15 protein-coding genes are annotated in these 21,002 nt (G+C 54.2%); 10 read left to right on the forward strand and 5 right to left on the reverse strand.

Annotated features, from left to right (window positions below; genetic code table 11):
• Positions 1-22: 22 nt before the first annotated feature.
• Complete coding sequence (gene araJ / locus ACHHZ6_RS16230; protein ID WP_182918431.1) at positions 23-1,198, reverse strand: MFS transporter AraJ; 1,176 nt, start codon at positions 1,196-1,198, stop codon at positions 23-25.
• Positions 1,199-1,360: 162 nt separating this feature from the next.
• On the opposite strand from araJ, the gene ppk2 reads away from it, so the two are divergent.
• Positions 1,361-2,179 carry a polyphosphate kinase 2 gene (gene ppk2 / locus ACHHZ6_RS16235; protein WP_182274516.1) on the forward strand — a complete coding sequence of 273 codons (819 nt, stop codon included), beginning with the start codon at positions 1,361-1,363 and terminating at the stop codon, positions 2,177-2,179.
• 81 nt (positions 2,180-2,260) lie between these two features.
• Here ppk2 and fdnI read toward each other — a convergent pair whose 3' ends face one another.
• Genes fdnI through fdnG form a run of 3 tightly spaced genes read right to left on the reverse strand, consistent with a single transcriptional unit; the run spans position 2,261 to position 6,853 of the window.
• On the reverse strand, positions 2,261-2,917 hold the full coding sequence (fdnI, locus tag ACHHZ6_RS16240; RefSeq protein ID WP_182271484.1) for a formate dehydrogenase-N subunit gamma: 657 nt from the start codon (positions 2,915-2,917) through the stop codon (positions 2,261-2,263).
• Positions 2,910-3,794, reverse strand: coding sequence for a formate dehydrogenase subunit beta (fdxH, locus tag ACHHZ6_RS16245; RefSeq protein WP_182271485.1), 885 nt, complete (start codon positions 3,792-3,794; stop codon positions 2,910-2,912). The genes fdnI and fdxH overlap by 8 nt, the downstream gene beginning before the upstream one ends.
• An 11-nt stretch (positions 3,795-3,805) precedes the next feature.
• Positions 3,806-6,853, reverse strand: a complete 3,048-nt coding sequence (fdnG, locus tag ACHHZ6_RS16250) for a formate dehydrogenase-N subunit alpha (RefSeq protein ID WP_182918432.1) — start codon at positions 6,851-6,853, stop codon at positions 3,806-3,808.
• Between the two features lie 221 nt (positions 6,854-7,074).
• Between fdnG and yddG the strand changes: the two genes are divergently transcribed.
• The 3 genes from yddG to ACHHZ6_RS16265 all read left to right on the forward strand — a co-directional run bounded on the left by yddG (position 7,075) and on the right by ACHHZ6_RS16265 (position 10,181).
• Positions 7,075-7,953: an aromatic amino acid DMT transporter YddG gene (yddG, locus tag ACHHZ6_RS16255; protein WP_395122704.1), complete on the forward strand. Its 879-nt coding sequence runs from the start codon at positions 7,075-7,077 to the stop codon at positions 7,951-7,953.
• Positions 7,954-8,574: 621 nt separating this feature from the next.
• On the forward strand, positions 8,575-9,660 hold the full coding sequence (gene ompC, locus ACHHZ6_RS16260) for a porin OmpC (protein WP_182918433.1): 1,086 nt from the start codon (positions 8,575-8,577) through the stop codon (positions 9,658-9,660).
• An 80-nt stretch (positions 9,661-9,740) separates the two neighbouring features.
• On the forward strand, positions 9,741-10,181 hold the full coding sequence (locus ACHHZ6_RS16265) for a GFA family protein (RefSeq protein WP_395122705.1): 441 nt from the start codon (positions 9,741-9,743) through the stop codon (positions 10,179-10,181).
• A 61-nt stretch (positions 10,182-10,242) separates the two neighbouring features.
• Here the strand turns inward: ACHHZ6_RS16265 and ACHHZ6_RS16270 are convergent, their stop codons facing one another.
• Positions 10,243-11,730 (reverse strand): MFS transporter, encoded by a 1,488-nt coding sequence (locus ACHHZ6_RS16270; RefSeq protein WP_395122707.1) that lies wholly within the window; start codon positions 11,728-11,730, stop codon positions 10,243-10,245.
• Between the two features lie 115 nt (positions 11,731-11,845).
• On the opposite strand from ACHHZ6_RS16270, the gene ACHHZ6_RS16275 reads away from it, so the two are divergent.
• The 6 genes from ACHHZ6_RS16275 to narI all read left to right on the forward strand — a co-directional run bounded on the left by ACHHZ6_RS16275 (position 11,846) and on the right by narI (position 20,738).
• Entirely contained in the window at positions 11,846-12,421 is a 576-nt protein-coding gene (locus tag ACHHZ6_RS16275) for a TetR family transcriptional regulator (protein ID WP_196390031.1), read from the forward strand.
• Between the two features lie 210 nt (positions 12,422-12,631).
• Positions 12,632-14,017, forward strand: coding sequence for a NarK family nitrate/nitrite MFS transporter (locus tag ACHHZ6_RS16280; RefSeq protein ID WP_182271491.1), 1,386 nt, complete (start codon positions 12,632-12,634; stop codon positions 14,015-14,017).
• Positions 14,018-14,084: 67 nt separating this feature from the next.
• The gene (locus tag ACHHZ6_RS16285; protein WP_182918435.1) at positions 14,085-17,825 is read left to right on the forward strand and encodes a nitrate reductase subunit alpha; all 3,741 of its coding nucleotides are present in this window, start codon (positions 14,085-14,087) and stop codon (positions 17,823-17,825) included.
• Complete coding sequence (narH, locus tag ACHHZ6_RS16290) at positions 17,822-19,366, forward strand: nitrate reductase subunit beta (protein WP_182918436.1); 1,545 nt, start codon at positions 17,822-17,824, stop codon at positions 19,364-19,366. Before ACHHZ6_RS16285 ends, narH begins: the two co-directional genes overlap by 4 nt.
• Positions 19,366-20,061: a nitrate reductase molybdenum cofactor assembly chaperone gene (gene narW / locus ACHHZ6_RS16295; protein WP_395122710.1), complete on the forward strand. Its 696-nt coding sequence runs from the start codon at positions 19,366-19,368 to the stop codon at positions 20,059-20,061. Before narH ends, narW begins: the two co-directional genes overlap by 1 nt.
• A complete protein-coding gene (gene narI / locus ACHHZ6_RS16300) occupies positions 20,058-20,738 on the forward strand; it encodes a respiratory nitrate reductase subunit gamma (RefSeq protein ID WP_182271495.1) in 681 nt (226 codons plus the stop codon). Before narW ends, narI begins: the two co-directional genes overlap by 4 nt.
• Positions 20,739-21,002 lie beyond the last annotated feature (264 nt).

Below are 21,002 nucleotides of genomic sequence, written 5' to 3' on the forward strand. Positions count from 1 at the left end.
CGGCAGTCTCCGCCGGGCCAGATCAGGCTAGCGCACGCGCGTTGGCCTGACGTTTTCTGGCGCTCAAATGGCCGTAAATCAACAGCGAAGTCATGGCGGAGAAAGACAAAATGGCCGCCGGTAACGTGATATAACTCCAGCTATATCCGAGCGTAATCATCATCCCGCCAAAATACGCGCCAATCGCACTGCCCAGATTAAACGCCATCTGTCCCCCGGCAGCTCCCAGCATCTCGCCCCCTTTGGCATTTTGCAGTAGCAAAATTTGCAGCGGTGCGGAGAGTGCAAACAGCCCGGCGCAGCAGATAAACCCCATCACCAGTGAGGCGGTTTTCTGTTCTCCAAAGGCGAAAAGCGACAACAGTGAGGCCACAATCACCAGATCGGTCGTTGCCGCAATGCGCAGTGGGCTAAAACGGCCAGACAATTTGCCGCTCAGCAGGTTACCCAGCACCATCCCGAGGCCCATCAGCATCATAATGACGGTCATCACCCCTTCGGAGAAACCAGAGACGTTAACCATAAACGGCTTAACGAAACTGAACCACGCAAACACACCGGCATTACCAAACATGGTGGCGGCGAAAATCAGCCAGGGTTCCGGTTTCGTCAGAAAATGGAACTGCTCGGTCAATTTGGTTTCTGATTTATCGTGAATTTTCGGCACCCACATCAGCACCGAAAAGATCACCAGCGCATCAAATATGGCAATCAGCATAAAGGTATAGCGCCAGTTGAACTCATGCCCCAGCCACGTCCCCAGCGGAACACCCACCAGATTGGCTACGGTCATACCGGCAATCATGCCCGCAACGGCGACCGTTACCTTACCCGGCGGTGCAATTTTGGAAAGAATGATCGCCCCGACGCCAAAAATGGCTCCGTGCGGAAAACCCGAAATCAAACGTCCTGTTGCCAGCCAGAGATACGATGATGAGAAGGTAAAAATCGCATTTCCGACCGCGCACATGGCCACCAGGAACAGCAGCGTCGATTTTAGTGAGAACTTACTGGAAAACAGCGCCACAACCGGCGCACCTATTACGACACCGAAGGCGTAAAACGAAATCATATTCCCGGCGGAGGGAATTGAAATCCCGGTATCATGCGCCAGTTCCGTCAACACACCCATAATGCCAAATTCAGCCATCCCCAGGCCAAATGTGCCAAGTGCCAACGAAAAAATTGTCTTTTTCATACAACAACCACTTGTTAAACGTTCGCAACAGCCATTATTGAATAATCTTGTATGGTGAGCCAGTTCAAATCGCCTCTCTGACACGTTAATCCATTAATACAGATAGATTACACTTCAAATACAGCTCCTTCCCCGCGGCAGGACAACAAGAGGATGACAATTATGGTCAGTAAGAAGAAAGCCAGTGTCGTTGCTGATGTCGTTAAAAATGCCCCCCTGAAAACAAAAGTGTATGAGCAAGAGTTGCGCCGTCTTCATGTTGAACTGGTTAAGCTTCAGCAGTGGGTGGTCGCTAAAGGTTTGAAAGTGTGTATTGTGTTCGAAGGGCGTGACGGAGCCGGTAAAGGCGGAACCATCAAAGCGATAACCGAGCGTGTCAGCCCGCGCGTATTTCGCGTTGTGGCACTCCCCGCGCCCACCGAGAAAGAGAAAACCCAGCTCTATTTCCAGCGCTACGTTCCCCACCTGCCTGCAGCGGGAGAGATCGTCATTTTCGACCGCAGCTGGTACAACCGTGCAGGCGTCGAACGAGTCATGGGATTCTGTACCCCGGAGCAGGTAGAAAAATTTCTCGACGGTACGCCTGTTATGGAGAAAGCAATGGTCGATGCGGGGATCATCCTGGTGAAGTACTGGCTTGAGGTCACGCCGAAAGAGCAGGAACGCCGACTGCGCGATCGTATCAACGACGGACGCAAAATCTGGAAACTGTCCCCGATGGACATTAAGTCTTTCAACATGTGGGACGAATATACCGTGGCACGAGACGCGATGTTTTCCGCCACTGACACCGCATGGGCACCGTGGTTTGTGGCGCGCTCGGAAGATAAAAAACGTGTGCGGCTGAATATTATCTCTCACCTGCTCACGCAGATCCCCTATAAAGCGATGCACGTTGAGCCCGTTGAATTACCGAAGCGAAAAATTGGCAAGGTAAAACCTACAAAATATCCGTTCCGCTATGTTGACGAGCGGTTCTGATATGGCCGGGAGTTTGCTGTATTGACGCGTTAATGGCCCACGCAAGCGAAGCGCCGTCGGTCAACGCCGACGGCGCAGGGCTTACTTTATGCCTTCCGTACTGTCTTGTTTCGCTTCAAGACGTTCAACATCACGGTACCAGCGTGGATGGTGTTTCTGCGCCCAGCGGCGGCTCACCTTTCCTTCAATCATCCCTTTAATCGATCCTTTCACCCAGAACGCCATATACATATGGATCAGGATGGCGTGGATCAGAATAATGGCCGACGTCGCGTGGATCAGCAGCGCATAACGAATCACCTGAATCGGGAAATAGTGCGCAAAGTACGGACGCCAGATAATCACCCCGGTCACCAGCAGCACAAAAATCATGCTCATGATGCTCCAGAACATCATCTTCTGCCCGGCGTTGTATTTGCCCACTTTCGCAACGTTATGTTCGTTCCCTTTCAGGACTTCGACGATGCCTTTGACCCACGGAATATCCTGCTTATCCGGGATGTTGTGGTGCACGAAGCGCACAAACATAAACATCAGCACCACGAAAATCAGTACACCGAAGAACGGGTGCAGAATTCGTCCCATTTGCGGCGTACCAAACGTTTCAGTCAGCCACTGCAGCGTCGGGAAGAAGAACGAAATCCCCGAAACCGCCACCAGAAAGAAGCAGATCACCACCGTCCAGTGACAGGCGCGGTCGATAAACTTCGTGCGCACAATCATCTTCGACTTACTCATGATGCTCCTCCTCGTCGTCATCTACCTCTTTGTTTGGCCCGATACCGATGTAGTGATAAATCAACCCGGCAAAGGTGGCGATAAAGCCCGCTGCAGAGAGCGGTTTAAGCGCCCCTTTCCACAGGTTGATCGAGGTATCGATCGCCGGATCTTTCGGCAGATTGTGGTACAACTCCGGCTGGTCGTTATGGTGCAGTACGTACATCACGTGCGTACCGCCCACGCCCTGCGGGTTATAAATGCCTGCATTTTCGTAACCGCGTGCTTTCAGTTTATCCACGCGCTGCTGCGCCACCTCCAGCATCTCCCTTTTGGTGCCGAAGTGGATGGCCCCGGTCGGACAGGTCTTCACACAGGCAGGCTCCTGTCCCACGCTGACGCGATCCACACACAGGGTGCATTTGTATACCCGGTTATCCTCTTTATTGAGTCGCGGAATGTTAAACGGACAGCCCGCGATGCAGTAGCCGCAGCCAATACAGTTGTCCTGCTGAAAATCGACAATCCCGTTGGCGTACTGAATAATTGCCCCGGCAGACGGACATGCCTTGAGGCAACCCGGGTCTTCACAGTGCATACAGCCGTCTTTGCGGATCAGCCATTCCAGCTTGCCGTTCTGGTCGGTTTCGCTAAAGCGCATCACCGTCCAGGATTTGGCGCTCAGATCCGCCGGGTTATCGTAAACCCCCACGCAGTGCCCCACGTCGTCGCGGATGTCATTCCACTCAGAACAGGCCACCTGGCAGGCCTTGCAGCCCACGCAGGAAGAGACATCGATTAGCTTTGCGACTTCAGCCTTGTCATCCCGCACACGAGGTGCGGGCGTGATCGGATTGGTCGCGGAGCGCTTAATAATGTCTTGTGTTTCCATCGCCATTTATTCGCTCCTTACGCTTTCTCGATGTTGACCAGAAACGCTTTATACTCCGGCGTCTGCGAGTTGGAATCGCCGACGTTTGGCGTCAGGGTATTGGCGATGTAGCCTTTCTGCGCCACACCTTCAAAGCCCCAGTGCAGCGGAATACCCACCGTTTCCACCTGCTGACCATGAACGTTCAGCGACTGCAGACGGCGGGTCACTACCGCAACCGCGCGAATAAAGCCGCGCTTGCTGCTGACCTTCACGCGGTCGCCGTTAGCAATCCCTTTCGCTTTCGCCAGCGTTTCGCTGATTTCCACAAACTGTTCCGGCTGGGCGATGGCGTTAAGCCGCGCGTGCTTAGTCCAGGTGTGGAAATGCTCGGTCAGGCGATAGGTCGTCCCCACATACGGGAACTTATCCTTCTTGCCTAAACGCAGCACGTCGTCCTCGTAGATACGCACCACCGGGCTGGAGATCACGTTCGGGTGCAGCGGGTTAGTGCCCAGTGGCGTTTCCATCGGTTCGTAGTGTTCCGGGAATGGCCCTTCCGCCAGCTTATCGAGAGCAAACAGACGCCCCAGCCCTTCCGGCTGCATGATAAACGGCCCGGTCGCACTGCCCGGCGCGGCGGTGTTGAAGTCCGGGATATCGTTACCCGCCCACTTCGACCCGTTCCACTGGATCAACATGCGTTTCGGATCCCACGGCTTACCGTTGATATCCGCTGAGGCGCGGTTGTACAGCACGCGGCGGTTCAGCGGCCACGCCCATGCCCAGCCCAGCGTATTGCCCAGACCTGACGGGTCAGCGTTGTCGCGGTTGGCCATCTGGTTACCCTGCTCCGTCCAGCTACCGGCGTAGATCCAGCAGGAAGACGCCGTCGTACCGTCATCGCGCAGCAGCGCGAAGCTGCTCAGCAACTGGCCTTTTTTCGCCACAAGGTTACCGCTGGCATCATAGAGATCCGCCAGCGCCACGCCGTTGTTCTCTTTGGCCACCTCTTCGGACTCCGGGTGATCAGGCTGTTTGTAGTCCCAGCTCATCTTCAGCAGTGGTTCAGCACCTTTGCCGCCTTCGGTGCGGTACATCTCGCGCAGACGATGGTAAATCCCGGCCAGGATCTCGCCGTCGTTACGCGCTTCACCCGGTGCATCCTGACCTTTCCAGTGCCACTGCAGCCAACGGCCAGAGTTAGCAATAGAACCGTCTTCTTCGGCAAAACAGGTCGACGGCAGACGGAACACTTCGGTCTGAATCGATGCCGGATCGACATCGTTTGATTCACCGTGGTTCTGCCAGAACGTGGAGGTTTCAGTCACCAGCGGGTCGATAACCACCATGTACTTCAGCTGACTCAGGCTGCGCACCACCTTGTTTTTGTCCGGGAACGAGGCCACCGGGTTAAAGCCCTGGCAGATATAGCCCGTGACGTTACCCTTATCCATCATGTTGAAATACTTGATGACGTCGTAAGACTGATCCCATTTTGGCAACCACTCAAAGCCCCAGTCGTTCTCTTTGCGCGCATCATCGCCGTAGAAAGATTTCATCAGGCTGACGGCGAACTTCGGATAGTTACTCCAGTAGTTCACCTGATCGGCCAGCGTGGCTTTTGGCGTATTCGCCGTGAGCCAGGTCTGGAAATCAGTCTGTTTTTCTGACGGCAGCGTCAGATAACCCGGCAAACTAGTGGAAAGCAGCCCCAGATCGGTCAATCCCTGGATGTTGGAGTGACCACGCAGCGCATTCACGCCACCACCCGCCATACCCATGTTGCCAAGCAGCAACTGGATCATCGCCATCGTACGGATGTTCTGCGCGCCCACGGTGTGCTGCGTCCAGCCCAGCGCATACAGGAACGTGGTGGTTCTGTCCGCCGCACTGGTGGAAGCCAGCACTTCACACACTTTGAGGAAGTCCGCTTTCGGCGTACCGCAGATGTTCTCCACCACATCCGGCGTGTAGCGGGAAACGTGCTGTTTCAGCAGGTTCCACACGCAGCGCGGATCGGTCAGGGTTTCATCGCGTTTCGCATAGCCGTTCTCATCGAACTGATAGTTCCAGGACGATTTATCGTACTGACGTTTTTGTGCGTCATAACCGCTGAACAGACCGTCATCGAAGGCAAAGTCATCCCGCACCAGCAGATTCGCGTTGGTGTAGTGTTTAACGTATTCCGCGTTAATTTTGTTATTTTCGATCAGGTACAACAGCACGCCAGACAGGAACGTTATGTCCGTACCGGAGCGGATTGGTGCATAGATATCGGCCACCGATGCCGTACGCGTAAAGCGCGGATCGACGACGATAAGCGTCGCATCGTTGTTGTTTTTCGCTTCCATCGCCCAGCGGAATCCCACCGGATGTGCTTCAGCGGCGTTGCCGCCCATCACCATCACGACGTTGGCGTTTTTGATATCAACCCAGTGGTTGGTCATCGCACCGCGACCAAATGTTGGAGCAAGACTTGCTACCGTTGGTCCGTGTCAGACGCGTGCCTGGTTGTCTACCGCCAGCATGCCGAGTGAGCGCACAAATTTTTGCGTCAGCATGCCGGTTTCATTACTTGCCGCAGAGGCACAGAGCATCCCGGTGGAAAGCCAGCGGTTAACCGTCACGCCCTGGGCGTTCTTCTCCATAAAGTTGGCATCGCGGTCGGCCTTCATCAGTTTGGCTATCCGGGAGAACGCGTCGTCCCAGGAGATTCGCTGCCACTTGTCAGAACCTGGCGCACGGTATTCCGGGTAACGCAGACGGTTTTCACTGTGGACGTAGTCCAGCAAACCGGCTCCTTTCGGGCATAACGCCCCACGGCTCACCGGATGATCCGGATCCCCTTCGATATGATAAATCGCTTCTCTGGCGTTCTTCGCGCCATCGCCCAGGCTATACATTAAAAGCCCACAACCTACGGAGCAGTATGTGCAGGTGTTACGGATCTCTTTGGCTCGCAGCAGTTTATAGTTGCGCGCCTGAGCCAGCGCCATTTTGGGAGCAAATCCCAGCATCGCGGCTGTGGTTCCGGCCATACCGCCCGCGCAGATTTTAAAAAATTGTCTGCGGCTGACGTCCATTGTTGTCCTCGTTATCTGATAAGACTTCGCGCCGCAAACTAACAGCAAAGCCCCTGATTTTTTTGCGTCAAATCAAGGTCGCCAGTCTTCGCCCCCTTAATAGTCACCACTGGTGAATTTAAATACTCCTTTATGATTAAGCGGTTAACGGAATAATTCGCGATACACGGCGGATTAATGCTATACATTTTCCCTTTGATATTGATGGTGATGGCAAGGTAATGGACAGAAAAAGAGCAACGCTCATTGGTCTGGCAGCAATCCTGTTATGGAGCACAATGGTTGGACTCATTCGCAGCGTGAGTGAGGGACTGGGGCCAGTGGGCGGCGCGGCGATGATATACACTCTGAGCGGGTTATTGTGTCTGGTAACGGTTGGTTTTCCTGATATTCGACGTTTCTCTCCACGTTATCTTATTGCGGGTAGCGTCTTGTTTGTCACCTACGAAATTTGCCTTGCGCTGTCGCTCGGATATGCCGCAACGCGTTCTCAGGCCATTGAGGTCGGGATGGTTAATTATCTGTGGCCTAGCCTGACCATTGTGTTTGCGATTTTGTTCAACGGTCAAAAATCAACCCTGTGGGTGATCCCCGGATTAGCTATCTCGCTACTTGGGGTGGGCTGGGTATTAGGGGGGGAGAACGGGCTCCACGTGGATGAAATAGTCCGCAACGTTATCTCTAATCCGCTCAGTTATGCGCTGGCGTTTGCCGGTGCATTTATCTGGGCGGCCTACTGCACCGTGACCAGCAAATTTGCCAAAGGGCAAAACGGTATCACCCTCTTTGTTTTGCTTACGGCGCTCAGTCTGTGGGTGAAATACGCGGTGAGCGATCAACCTGAAATGGTGTTCAGTATCCAGGTGGTTGTGAAGTTATTCATGTGTGGTGTGGCACTGGGGTTTGGCTATGCCTCGTGGAATATCGGTATTCTCCACGGCAACGTTACTGTACTGGCTGCTGTTTCTTATTTTACCCCGGTATTATCGGCCGCGCTGGCGAGCGTATTACTGAGCGCCCCACTGTCATTCGCCTTCTGGCAAGGTGCTCTGATGGTCTGCGCCGGGTCACTGCTGTGCTGGTTTGCCACGCGAAAATAACCCGTGCCGGGCGCGTTTCTGCCCGGCAAAAACTAACCTAAATTTAAAGTGTGATCGGGCGTCAGAATATTTATCAGAACGATGGAGGACGCTGGCAAGTTTTGTTTATATTCCCTTGTCACGTAAATTCTGAAATGCATTAATTGACATAAATTGACAACGGAATGTGACTACTTCCCTGCAAATATTTACGATGTATATAGCACTTATTGCAATAGTTTATTTCTGGATATTTCAGTAAATCCGGAGAAGAATTACCCCGAAGATCACCGTAACACACTGTTTTAACGTCATCAGTCTCATCTCAACCATCACAAACCCCACGAAAACAACAATAATTACAAATAAAAACTAAACCACTAAAAAACTATATTTTCATTAATTATCATGCCTGTAAAATAATCATCATTTGATTAAATCATAATCAAATCAGTGCATTTTTCGGCAATTTTTTCGATCCCGATCACACTAATTGAAATTATTGCTAATATTTTGAAACTTATTATTGAAAGGGAGATACAAGATTTTTAAAAATAGCATGCCATTGACGAACGGCCTCGTTTAAAAATCGTTCAATAATGGTTCAGGAATACCTAAAGAAAATTATAAGGATTATTTAAGATGAAACTTAAATTAGTTGCAGTGGCAGTAACTTCTATGCTGGCAGCTGGCGTTGTAAACGCTGCTGAAGTATTTAACAAAGACGGTAACAAGCTGGATCTGTACGGTAAAGTAACTGGTCTGCACTATTTCTCTGATGATGCTGACAAAGACGGCGACAAAACTTATGTTCGTCTGGGCTTCAAAGGTGAAACTCAGATCAACGACCAGATGACCGGTTACGGCCAGTGGGAATATGAGTTCAAAGGCAACCGTTCTGAATCTCAGGGTGCTGACGGCAACAAAACTCGTCTGGCATTCGCGGGTCTGAAATTCAACGAATTCGGTTCTATCGACTACGGTCGTAACTACGGTGTGGCTTACGACATCGGCGCATGGACTGACGTTCTGCCAGAATTCGGTGGCGATACCTGGACCCAGTCTGACGCCTTCATGACTCAGCGTACCACTGGCGTTGCAACCTACCGTAACAGCGATTTCTTCGGTCTGGTTGACGGTCTGAACATTGCCGCTCAGTACCAGGGTAAAAACGACCGTGGTAATGACATCACCGAATCGAACGGCGACGGCTGGGGTCTGTCTTCTACCTACGAAATGAACGGTTTCGGCGTGGGTGCAACCTATGCGAAATCTGACCGTACTGACAAGCAGGTTAGTGCTGGTCGCGTAGTTGACACCATGAACGCTGGTGGTGAGAACGCTGAAGTGTGGGCAACGGGCCTGAAATATGATGCGAACAGCATCTACCTGGCAACCACCTACTCTGAAACCCGCAACATGACCAACTTCGGTGATGGTTATATCGCGAACAAAGCTCAGAACTTCGAAGTGGTTGCACAGTACCAGTTCGACTTCGGTCTGCGTCCATCCATCGCTTACCTGAAATCCAAAGGTAAAGACATCGGTACTTACGGCGACCAGGATCTGGTTGAGTACATCGATCTGGGCACGACTTACTACTTCAACAAAAACATGTCCACCTATGTTGATTACAAAATCAACCTGCTTGATGACAACAAATTCACCAAAGCTGCTGGCGTGACTACCGACAACATCGTAGCTGTAGGCCTGACCTACCAGTTCTAAGATTTGTCAGTCTGAAAAGGCCAGCCCTCGTGGCTGGCTTTTTTTATACCAGTTTTACTGGCGTAATAAAGGAGAACGCCATGCATATTTTTAAAGGACGCTGCTTATGTGGGATGAGTCAGTTCAGCGTAAGCCTCAATGATTTCGACGTCTACGCCTGTCACTGCACGCTGTGCCAGAAATGGTCTGGTGGTATCGGTATGTACCTGGAAGCACAGGGAAAACCCCTTGTTGAGCAAGGCTCCATCGCACCTTCCCATTTCTCGTCATCCGCACGCGGTGAACGCTGGTTTTGCCCGGGATGTGGTTGCCCTTTGTGGCTCGAACTGACTTCAACGGCGCGGTACTTTATTCCCTGGACGTTGCTGGAAATGAGCGAAGATGAGAGACGACGTCTGGTACTGGCCGCTGAAATTTACACCGAAACGCAACCCGCGTTCTGGCGCTTGACCGGACAATATGCCCGTTTCAGCGGCACTGAGATTGAAGCGCTGGATAAAGGCTGCCTGCTTGCGTCGTAGGCAGTTATCCCTTTGCATGCGGCGTAGCCCGTTTTCAAAGGGCTCGTCGCCGGGCTTGTCTTTACTGCTTAGCCACTTTTGCCAGGCTAAACCAAATTCCGACCGCCAGTATCAACAACATGCCCCCTGCACTGCCCAACGCAATGCTGTGTGACGTGATAAACGCGGATTTTGCCGCCGCGATCAGTGCGTCTGCCGTGTCTGGAGCAAGATCCTGCGCCACCTTCACCGCTTCACCAATTGATGAGGACGCCTGGTCGACCAGCGATGTATCCAGCCCCTGTGGCAGCGCAATCGACGCTGAGAAACTGCGGGTTAACAGCAGACCGAAAATGGCGATCCCAAGCCCTGCCCCCAGCTCATAAGACATGGTTTCAATTGCCCCTGCGGCAGCGGCCTTCTCTTTTGGTGCGGCCGCCATAATTGCCGAGGTGGATGCCAGCAGCGCGCTGGCGGCGCTAAAGCCGAGCAGCACCATCAGGCTCCACGCCTGCCACTGTTGGGTGCTGAAATCGAGCATCGACAGCCCAATAAAGCTCACGGCACTCAGCCCCATCCCCCCGGCAGCGACGGTGCGCAGCCCCAGATGCCCAACCAGCACCCCAGCAATTGGACCACTGAACCCACTCGCAACCATCAATGGCAACATAAACATCCCGGCTTCAAACGGCGTGAAACCATGAACGAACTGCAGCTCTTGTGCCATCAGCAGCTCAAACCCAACCAGCGCAATCATCGCGGTCATCGCCATCACCACGCCGCTTAAAATAATACGGTGACAGAACAGGCGCATATCGATCATTGGCACGCGGGCACGCAGTTGAATACGCACGAAGATAAACAGCATCACCGCACCGGTGAGTAACGTCCCCACTACCAGCCACGGAGAAAGTGCCCCCTTCAGCGCCGTTTTTGCGCTGTAGACCAGCAGCAAAATGGCCACAATCAGCATGATTGCATGGCTAATATTCAGTGGCTGTTCAGGTCGTCCTTGCTGGCGCGGAACAAAACGCGCGGCCAGCGAGACGACGACCAGCACAATCGGCACGTTGATCAAAAATACCGATCCCCAGTAAAAATGCTCCAGCAACATACCGCCAATCAGCGGGCCAAAGGCGGCTCCGCCGGAACCCACCGCCGCCCAGACGCCGAGTGCGATATTGCGATCCCGGGCGTTGACGAACAAGGTGCGGATCCCCGCAAGCGTAGCCGGGATGATCATGGCCGCACCAATCGCCAGCGAGGCGCGCGCCGCAATAAGCCAGCCCGCCGAGGGCGCTAATGCTGCCGCCAGCGATGATACGCCAAACAACGTGCTGCCAATCATTAACAGCCGCTTAAAACCAATGCGGTCGCCCAGCGCGCCCATTGGCAGCACCATTCCGGCCATGACCAGCGAATAAATATCGATGATCCACAATAATTCGTTACCGCTGGCTCCCAGCGTCATACTCAATGTCGGCACAGCAACATGCAGTACCGTCGCGTCAATCGCCACCGGAATATAAACCAGCACGATAATCACTAACGCTAACCACTGACGAAACATAAATTTCCTTTTCACTCAAACCTGGACACACGTCCAGAATGCGATCCTACGCGATGTTGAACACGTGTCCAGCTTTTTGTTACACTTGTTTCACCCCCATTGAGAGTGAGTAAAAATGCGTTATCTGAGCAAGGATGAGCGGCGGGAAGAGATCTTACAGGCGGCCATGCGCGTGGCACTGGTCGAAGGGCTGTCGGCAATGACGGTACGCCGCATTGCTGCCGAAGCGGGTGTCGCGACCGGGCAAGTCCACCACCATTTTACTTCCGGTGGCGAGTTAAAATCACTGGCCTTTGTCCGGTTGATCCGCGAACTGCTTGATGCCGAAGTGGCCGGTGAAAACGTCAGCTGGCGGGAGCGCCTGCGTGCCATGCTTGGCAGCGATGAGGGTGGGTTTGAACCTTATATTCGCCTGTGGCGGGAGGCTCAAATTCTGGCGAGCCGGGATCATGACATTAAGGGTGCCTATGTGCTGACGATGGAAATGTGGCACCAGGAGACCGTCACGATTATCTGCGCAGGCAGAGAGGCCGGTGAGTTCACCCATACTGACCGGGCAGAAAATGTTGCGTGGCGGTTGATCGGGCTGGTGTGTGGCCTTGACGGAATTTATATTTTAAATATGCCCGAAATGGACGATGCGGCGTTTAATAAACATCTCGACAAGCTCATCTCACTGGAATTGTTTTAATACCTCCTACGGAGTATTAACTCCCGTCAAAAGTTACACTTAGTAACACATTAAGCGAATCCATGTTTCCACTCCACACTCGGGGGTTCGCTTTTTTATCTATCCTTTCAATGGTATCCCAAAACACCTAATAACTTTAACAATATTCAGGCAGTTATCTATCTGTTTTAACTTCACTTTTCTCTTTACCTGGTTAAGCAAGAGGGCGATATGTCACAACAAAGTGAGAAAAACAATCATCATCTGTTGAGTAACTGGAAACCGGAAAACGCCGACTTTTGGGAGAATAAAGGAAAACATATCGCACGACGAAATCTTTTGATTTCTGTGGCTTGTCTGCTACTGGCTTTTTGCGTATGGATGTTATTTAGTGCCATTACGGTCAATCTCAATAAAGTCGGATTTCATTTCACCACTGACCAGCTTTTTATGCTGACCGCATTACCCTCTCTTTCCGGTGCGATATTGCGTGTCCCCTACTCTTTCATGGTACCGATATTTGGTGGGCGCTACTGGACGGTATTAAGTACGGTGATCCTGATTATTCCTTGCGTCTGGCTGGGGATCGCCATTCAGAATACGGCCACGCCGTACTGGGTATTTATCATCATCGCGCTGCTGTGCGGATTTGCCGGAGCCAACTTCGCCTCCAGCATGGGTAATATCAGCTTCTTTTTCCCGAAAGCAAAACAGGGCAGCGCGCTGGGCATCAACGGCGGGCTGGGCAATCTGGGCGTCAGCGTGATGCAGCTGGTTGCGCCACTGGTGATATTCCTGCCGATGTTTACCTTCCTCGGCGTAAAAGGCGTACCGCAGGAGGATGGCTCGTCAATGTGGCTGGCAAATGCGGCCTGGTTCTGGGCACCGCTTCTGCTGCTGGCGACCATTGCGGCCTTTTTTGGCATGAACGATATTGCCAGCTCAAAAGCCTCCATTGCCAGTCAGCTCCCGGTACTGAAGCGTTTTCATCTCTGGCTACTCAGCCTGCTCTATCTGGCAACATTCGGTTCTTTTATCGGTTTCTCGGCAGGTTTTGCCATGCTGTCGAAAACCCAGTTTCCTGACGTCAATATTCTCCATCTCGCCTTCTTTGGCCCGTTGATTGGTGCGCTGGCGCGTTCCGCTGGCGGGATGATCTCAGACAAGCTCGGCGGTGTGCGCGTCACGCTGATCAACTTTATCTTTATGGCCGTCTTCAGCGCCCTGCTTTTCCTGACGCTCCCCGGCTCCGGTTCAGGCAACTTTATCGCCTTCTATCTGGTCTTTATGGGGTTATTCCTCACCGCCGGACTGGGCAGTGGCTCCACCTTCCAGATGATTGCCATCATTTTCCGTCAGATAACCATTACCCGCGTGAAACAGCGCGGAGGAACCGACGAGCAGGCGCAGCATGAAGCGGTGACCGAAACCGCCGCCGCGCTCGGCTTTATCTCGGCGATTGGTGCCGTCGGCGGGTTCTTTATCCCAAAAGCCTTTGGCACCTCGCTGGCGATGACCGGCTCACCGGTTGGTGCGATGAAAGTTTTCCTCGTGTTTTACATCATCTGCGTGTTCGTCACCTGGCTGACGTATGGCCGTAAATCCTCACAAAAATAACGCATCGTCTTTCGCCGGATAGCGGTGCAGTGCCGTCCGGCAATGTTATCGGAGCAGGAGAAATGTCATGAGTAAACTGTTGGATCGCTTCCGCTATTTCAAACAAAAGGGCGACAGTTTCGCCAATGGACACGGGCAGGTGTATAACACCAACCGTGACTGGGAGGACAGCTACCGTCAGCGCTGGCAGTTTGACAAGATTGTGCGCTCCACCCACGGCGTGAACTGTACCGGCTCCTGCAGCTGGAAGATTTATGTCAAAAACGGGCTAGTGACCTGGGAAACCCAACAGACCGACTACCCGCGCACCCGCCCTGACCTGCCCAACCATGAACCGCGCGGCTGCCCGCGTGGCGCGAGTTACTCCTGGTACCTCTACAGTGCCAACCGTCTGAAATACCCGCTGGTGCGCCGTAAACTGATTGAGCTGTGGCGCGAGGCACTGGCACAGCACAACGACCCGGTGCTGGCCTGGGACGCGATTCAGGGCGATCCGCAAAAGAGCCAAAGCTACAAGCAGGCGCGCGGGCGTGGCGGGTTTATCCGCTCCAGCTGGAAAGAGCTGAATCAGCTGATTGCCGCCGCCAACGTCTGGACTATCAAGAACTATGGCCCGGATCGCGTGGCCGGTTTCTCGCCTATTCCGGCGATGTCGATGGTTTCCTACGCCGCCGGTACGCGTTACCTCTCCCTGCTCGGCGGTACCTGCCTGAGCTTCTATGACTGGTACTGTGACTTACCCCCGGCTTCACCAATGACCTGGGGCGAACAGACCGACGTGCCGGAGTCTGCCGACTGGTACAACTCCAGCTACATCATTGCCTGGGGTTCGAACGTACCGCAGACGCGTACGCCCGACGCCCACTTCTTTACTGAAGTGCGTTACAAAGGCACCAAAACCGTCGCCATCACCCCGGATTTCTCCGAAGTGGCAAAGCTGAGTGACCAGTGGCTCGCGCCGAAACAAGGCACCGACAGCGCGCTGGCGATGGCCATGGGCCATGTGATCCTCAAAGAGTTCCACCTTGATAACCCAAGCGACTATTTCCTCAACTACTGCCGCCGCTACACTGACATGCCTATGCTGGTACTTCTCGACGAGCAAGAGGATGGCCGCGTGGTACCGGGGCGTATGCTACGCGCCTCGGATCTGGCCGAGGGTCTCGGCGAAACCAATAACCCGGAATGGAAAACCATCGCCTTTGATATCGCCGGTAACCTGGTGGTGCCAAATGGTTCGATTGGTTTCCGCTGGGGCGAAAAAGGAAAATGGAACCTTGAACCACTGGCAGCAGGCCATGAAACCGAGCTGACGCTCTCTTTGCTGATTACGCATGACAACGTCGCTGACGTGGCCTTCCCTTACTTTGGCGGTAACGAAAACCCGCACTTCCGCAGTGTGAAACAGGAGCCGGTGCTGTATCGCCGCGTCCCGAGCAAAACCCTGACGCTTGCTGACGGTAGCCAAAAGCGTGTCGCCAGCGTGTACGATCTGATACTGGCTAATTACGGTCTCGATCGCGGTCTGGAAGACAGTAACGCGGCAGGAAGTTACGGCGAAATCAAAGCCTACACCCCGGCCTGGGGCGAGCAAATTACCGGCGTGCCTGCTTTTCTTATCGAAAAAATCGCCCGGGAGTTTGCCGACACCGCCCACAAAACTCACGGTCGTTCGATGATCATCCTCGGTGCCGGTGTGAACCACTGGTACCACATGGATATGAACTACCGTGGGATGATCAACATGCTGGTCTTCTGCGGTTGCGTCGGGCAAAGCGGCGGCGGCTGGTCGCACTATGTCGGCCAGGAGAAATTGCGCCCACAAACCGGCTGGCTGCCGCTGGCTTTCGCGCTGGACTGGAACCGTCCACCGCGTCAGATGAACAGCACCTCATACTTCTATAACCACGCCAGCCAGTGGCGTTACGAAAAACTGACGGCGCAGGAGTTGCTCTCCCCGCTGGCGGACGCCTCGAAATTCACCGGACATCTGATCGACTTTAACGTCCGCGCCGAACGCATGGGCTGGCTGCCTTCCGCTCCGCAGCTCAACCTCAATCCGCTGCACGTGAAAGCACGCGCCGACGCGGCAGGCATGACGCCGCAGGAGTACACCGTTCAGGCATTAAAATCGGGCGATATCCGCTTTGCCTGTGAACAACCGGACAACGGCAAAAACCACCCGCGTAACCTGTTTGTCTGGCGCTCAAACCTGCTCGGATCCTCCGGTAAAGGCCATGAATATATGCTGAAGTACCTGCTGGGTACCGAGAGCGGCATTCAGGGCGAGGATCTCGGTTCGACCGATGACGTCAAGCCTGAAGAAGTGGAGTGGCAGACCAAAGCCATTGAGGGCAAGCTCGACCTGCTGGTCACGCTGGATTTCCGCATGTCCAGCACCTGCCTGTTCTCCGATATCGTCCTGCCAACGGCTACCTGGTATGAAAAAGACGACATGAATACCTCGGATATGCATCCGTTTATTCACCCACTTTCTGCCGCCGTTGACCCGGCGTGGGAATCCCGCAGCGACTGGGAAATCTACAAAGAGATCGCCAAAGTGTTCTCGGAAGTGTGCGTCGGCCACCTGGGCACAGAAACGGACGTGGTGCTGCAGCCGTTACAGCATGACTCCCCGGGCGAGCTGTCGCAGCCGTTTGATATCCAGGACTGGCGCAAAGGTGAATGCGATTTAATCCCCGGCAAAACGGCTCCCAACATTGCCGTTGTCGAGCGTAACTATCCCGAAACCTGGGAGCGCTTCACGTCGCTTGGCCCGCTGATGGACAAACTCGGCAACGGCGGAAAAGGCATTTCGTGGAACACGCAGAACGAGGTCGATTTCCTCGGCAAGCTGAACTACGTCAAGCGTGATGGCCCGGCGAAAGGCCGACCGTTGATTGAAACGGCGATTGATGCGTCGGAAGTGATCCTCGCCCTTGCGCCGGAAACCAACGGCCAGGTGGCGGTAAAAGCCTGGGAGGCGCTCGGGCAACTGACCGGGCGCGACCATACCCACCTGGCGCTGAACAAAGAAGACGAGAAAATTCGTTTCCGCGATATCCAGGCCCAACCGCGAAAAATCATTTCCAGCCCGACCTGGTCCGGTCTTGAGAGCGAACATGTCTCCTACAACGCCGGGTACACCAACGTGCACGAGCTGATCCCGTGGCGCACGGTTTCTGGTCGCCAGCAGCTGTATCAGGATCACCCGTGGATGCGCGCTTTCGGGGAGAGCCTGGTGGCCTACCGTCCGCCGATTGATACCCGTAGCGTCACCCATATGCGGGAAATTCCGCCGAACGGTTTCCCGGAGAAAGCGCTCAACTTCCTGACACCGCACCAGAAATGGGGCATTCACTCCACCTACAGCGAAAACCTGCTGATGCAGACGCTGTCGCGCGGCGGGCCGATTGTCTGGATCAGCGAAGCCGATGCCAAAGAGCTCGGCATTGAGGACAACGACTGGATCGAAGTCTTCAACGCCAACGGCGCGCTCACTGCCCGTGCGGTGGTGAGCCAGCGTGTTCCACCGGGCATGACCATGATGTACCACGCCCAGGAGCGCATCCTGAACATTCCGGGTTCCGAAGTGACAGGACGCCGCGGTGGTATCCATAACTCGGTGACGCGCGTGTGTCCAAAACCGACGCACATGATTGGCGGTTACGCGCAGCTGGCCTACAGCTTCAACTATTACGGTACCGTCGGCTCCAACCGCGACGAGTTCATTATGATCCGCAAAATGAAAAACATTAACTGGCTGGATGGCGAAGGTCGGGATCAGGTACAGGAGGCGAAAAAATGAAAATACGCTCACAGGTTGGAATGGTACTGAATCTCGATAAGTGCATTGGCTGTCATACCTGCTCGGTCACCTGTAAGAACGTCTGGACCGGACGCGAAGGCATGGAATATGCGTGGTTTAACAACGTCGAAACGAAACCGGGTATTGGCTACCCGAAGAACTGGGAAGATCAGGAGGAGTGGCAAGGCGGCTGGGTGCGCGGTATTACCGGCAAACTCACGCCACGCCTCGGCAGCCGCGTGGGCGTACTGTCGAAAATCTTCGCTAACCCGTCCCTCCCCGGCATTGACGATTACTACGAGCCATTCACCTTTGATTACCAGGATCTGCACCGTGCGCCGGAGGGCGACCACCTGCCCACCGCCCGCCCGCGCTCGCTGATTAGCGGCAAGCGGATGGACAAAATCGTCGGCGGCCCAAACTGGGAAGAGCTGCTTGGGGGCGAGTTCGAAAAACGTGCCCGCGACCGCAACTTCCAGAAGATCCAGAAGGAGATGTACGGCCAGTTTGAAAACACCTTCATGATGTATCTCCCTCGCTTGTGCGAACACTGCCTGAACCCAAGCTGTGTCGCCACCTGCCCGAGCGGAGCCATCTACAAACGTGAAGAAGACGGCATTGTGCTGATCGACCAGGACAAATGCCGCGGCTGGCGCATGTGTATCAGCGGCTGCCCGTACAAAAAGATCTACTTCAACTGGAAAAGCGGGAAGTCAGAAAAATGCATCTTCTGCTATCCGCGCATTGAATCCGGCCAGCCGACGGTGTGCTCGGAAACCTGCGTCGGGCGCATCCGCTATCTCGGCGTGCTGTTGTACGACGCCGACCGCATTGAAGAAGCGGCCAGCACCGAGCATGAAACCGATCTGTATGAACGCCAGTGCGACGTGTTCCTCAACCCACACGATCCGGCGGTGATTGAAGAAGCGCTGAAACAGGGTATTCCGGCGAACGTGATTGAAGCTGCACAAAAATCACCGGTGTACAAAATGGCGATGGACTGGAAGCTCGCCCTGCCACTGCACCCGGAATACCGTACCCTGCCGATGGTCTGGTATGTACCGCCGCTGTCACCGATTCAGTCTTACGCCGACGCCGGTGGCCTGCCGATGAACGACGGTGTGCTGCCTGCGGTAGAGAACCTGCGTATTCCGGTACAGTACCTGGCGAACATGCTCAGTGCAGGCGATACCGGCCCGGTGCTGCGCGCCCTGAAACGCATGATGGCGATGCGTCACTACAAGCGTTCTCAGACCGTTGAGGGCGTGACCGATACCCGCGCCATCGAAGAAGTGGGCCTGAGCGTTGAACAGGTTGAGGAGATGTACCGCTACCTCGCTATCGCCAACTACGAAGACCGCTTCGTGATCCCGACCAGCCACCGCGAAATGGCGCAGGATGCCTTCCCGGAGAAAAATGGCTGCGGCTTTACCTTTGGTGACGGCTGCCACGGCTCCGACACCAAATTCAACCTCTTCAACAGCCACCGCATTGATGCCATCAACATCACTGAAGTACGCGAACATGGGGAGGGAGAATAATGCAAATCCTCAAGATCATCGCGTTACTGATTGAGTATCCCGATGAAACGTTATGGGAAAACCGCGAGGAAGCACTTTCCCTTGTAGAACAGGATGCCCTCATGCTGCTGCCGTTTGCCCGGCAGCACCTGGGGGCGGTACTGCTGGATAAACAAGCGGAGTGGTGCGAAGTGTTTGAACGGGGTCGCGCGACATCGCTGCTGCTGTTCGAGCATGTTCATGCTGAGTCCCGCGATCGCGGCCAGGCGATGGTCGATCTGATGAGCCAGTACGAGAAAGCCGGACTGCAGCTGGACTGTCGCGAGCTGCCAGACTATCTGCCGCTCTATCTGGAATATCTCAGCATCGTCACCGACGACGAAGCACGCGAAGGGCTGCAAAACGTTGCGCCGATCCTGGCGCTGATCGGTGGACGCCTGAAACAGCGCGGTGTGGCGCATTATCAGCTGTTCGACGCCCTGCTTACCCTCGCCGGCAGTCGCCTTTCAAGTGACAGTGTCACCAAACAGGTTTCCGGCGAAAAACGTGATGACACCCGTCAGGCACTGGATGCCGTCTGGGAAGAGGAACAGGTCAAGTTTATCGAGGACAACGCCACATCGTGCGACAGCTCGCCGATGCAGCAATATCAACGACGCTTTAGCCAGGACGTCGCCCCGCAGTATGTCGACGTCAGCGCCGGAGGCCCAAAATGATCCAGTATCTGAACGTCTTTTTCTACGATATCTATCCCTACCTGTGCGGCACCGTTTTCCTGCTGGGAAGCTGGCTGCGCTACGACTACGGCCAGTACACCTGGCGCGCCTCCTCCAGCCAGATGCTGGATAAACGCGGGATGGTGCTGTGGTCGAATCTGTTCCACATCGGCATTCTGGGGATTTTCTTCGGGCATCTGTTCGGGATGTTGACCCCGCACTGGGTCTATTCCTGGTTCCTGCCGATGTCGCAGAAACAGCAGATGGCGATGATCGCAGGTGGTGTGTGCGGCGTGCTGACGCTGGTGGGCGGTGCAGGTCTGTTGATTCGTCGTCTGACGAATCCGCGTATTCGCGCTACCTCCTCCACGGCGGATATCCTGATCCTCTGCGTGCTGCTGATACAGTGTATTCTGGGACTCACCACGATACCGTTCTCCGCCCAACATCCGGACGGCAGCGAAATGCTGAAACTGGTGGACTGGGCACAGGCGGTGGTCACGTTCCGGGGCGGTGCATCTGAACATCTGGACGGCGTGGCGTTTATCTTCCGCGTGCATCTGGTACTGGGGATGACCATCTTCCTGCTGTTCCCGTTCACGCGTCTGGTGCATGTGTGGAGCGCACCGGTGGAATATCTGACGCGCAGATACCAGGTGGTACGCTCGCGTAGGTAAACACACTGTTTTCTCTAAAGCCTGTTGCAAGCAACAGGCTTTTTTATTGTCTCAACAAAAAACAACCTTTGCATTCACCATGTGAATGAATTTGCGTTCCGTACAAATAAATAATGCGAGGAATGTCAAAATCCAATAATAAAGAATGGCAAAGAATCAACTTAATAGCGCCCTCGTATACACTTCATCTTTATGCATAGCCCAAAAAGGAACGTCAGAAATCACAGCAATTAAAAGAATATTCCTTAATAACCTTACTGTATT

Source organism: Enterobacter cloacae complex sp. 2024EL-00214 (genome assembly GCF_043945575.1).
Taxonomy (GTDB): domain Bacteria; phylum Pseudomonadota; class Gammaproteobacteria; order Enterobacterales; family Enterobacteriaceae; genus Enterobacter; species Enterobacter cloacae_P.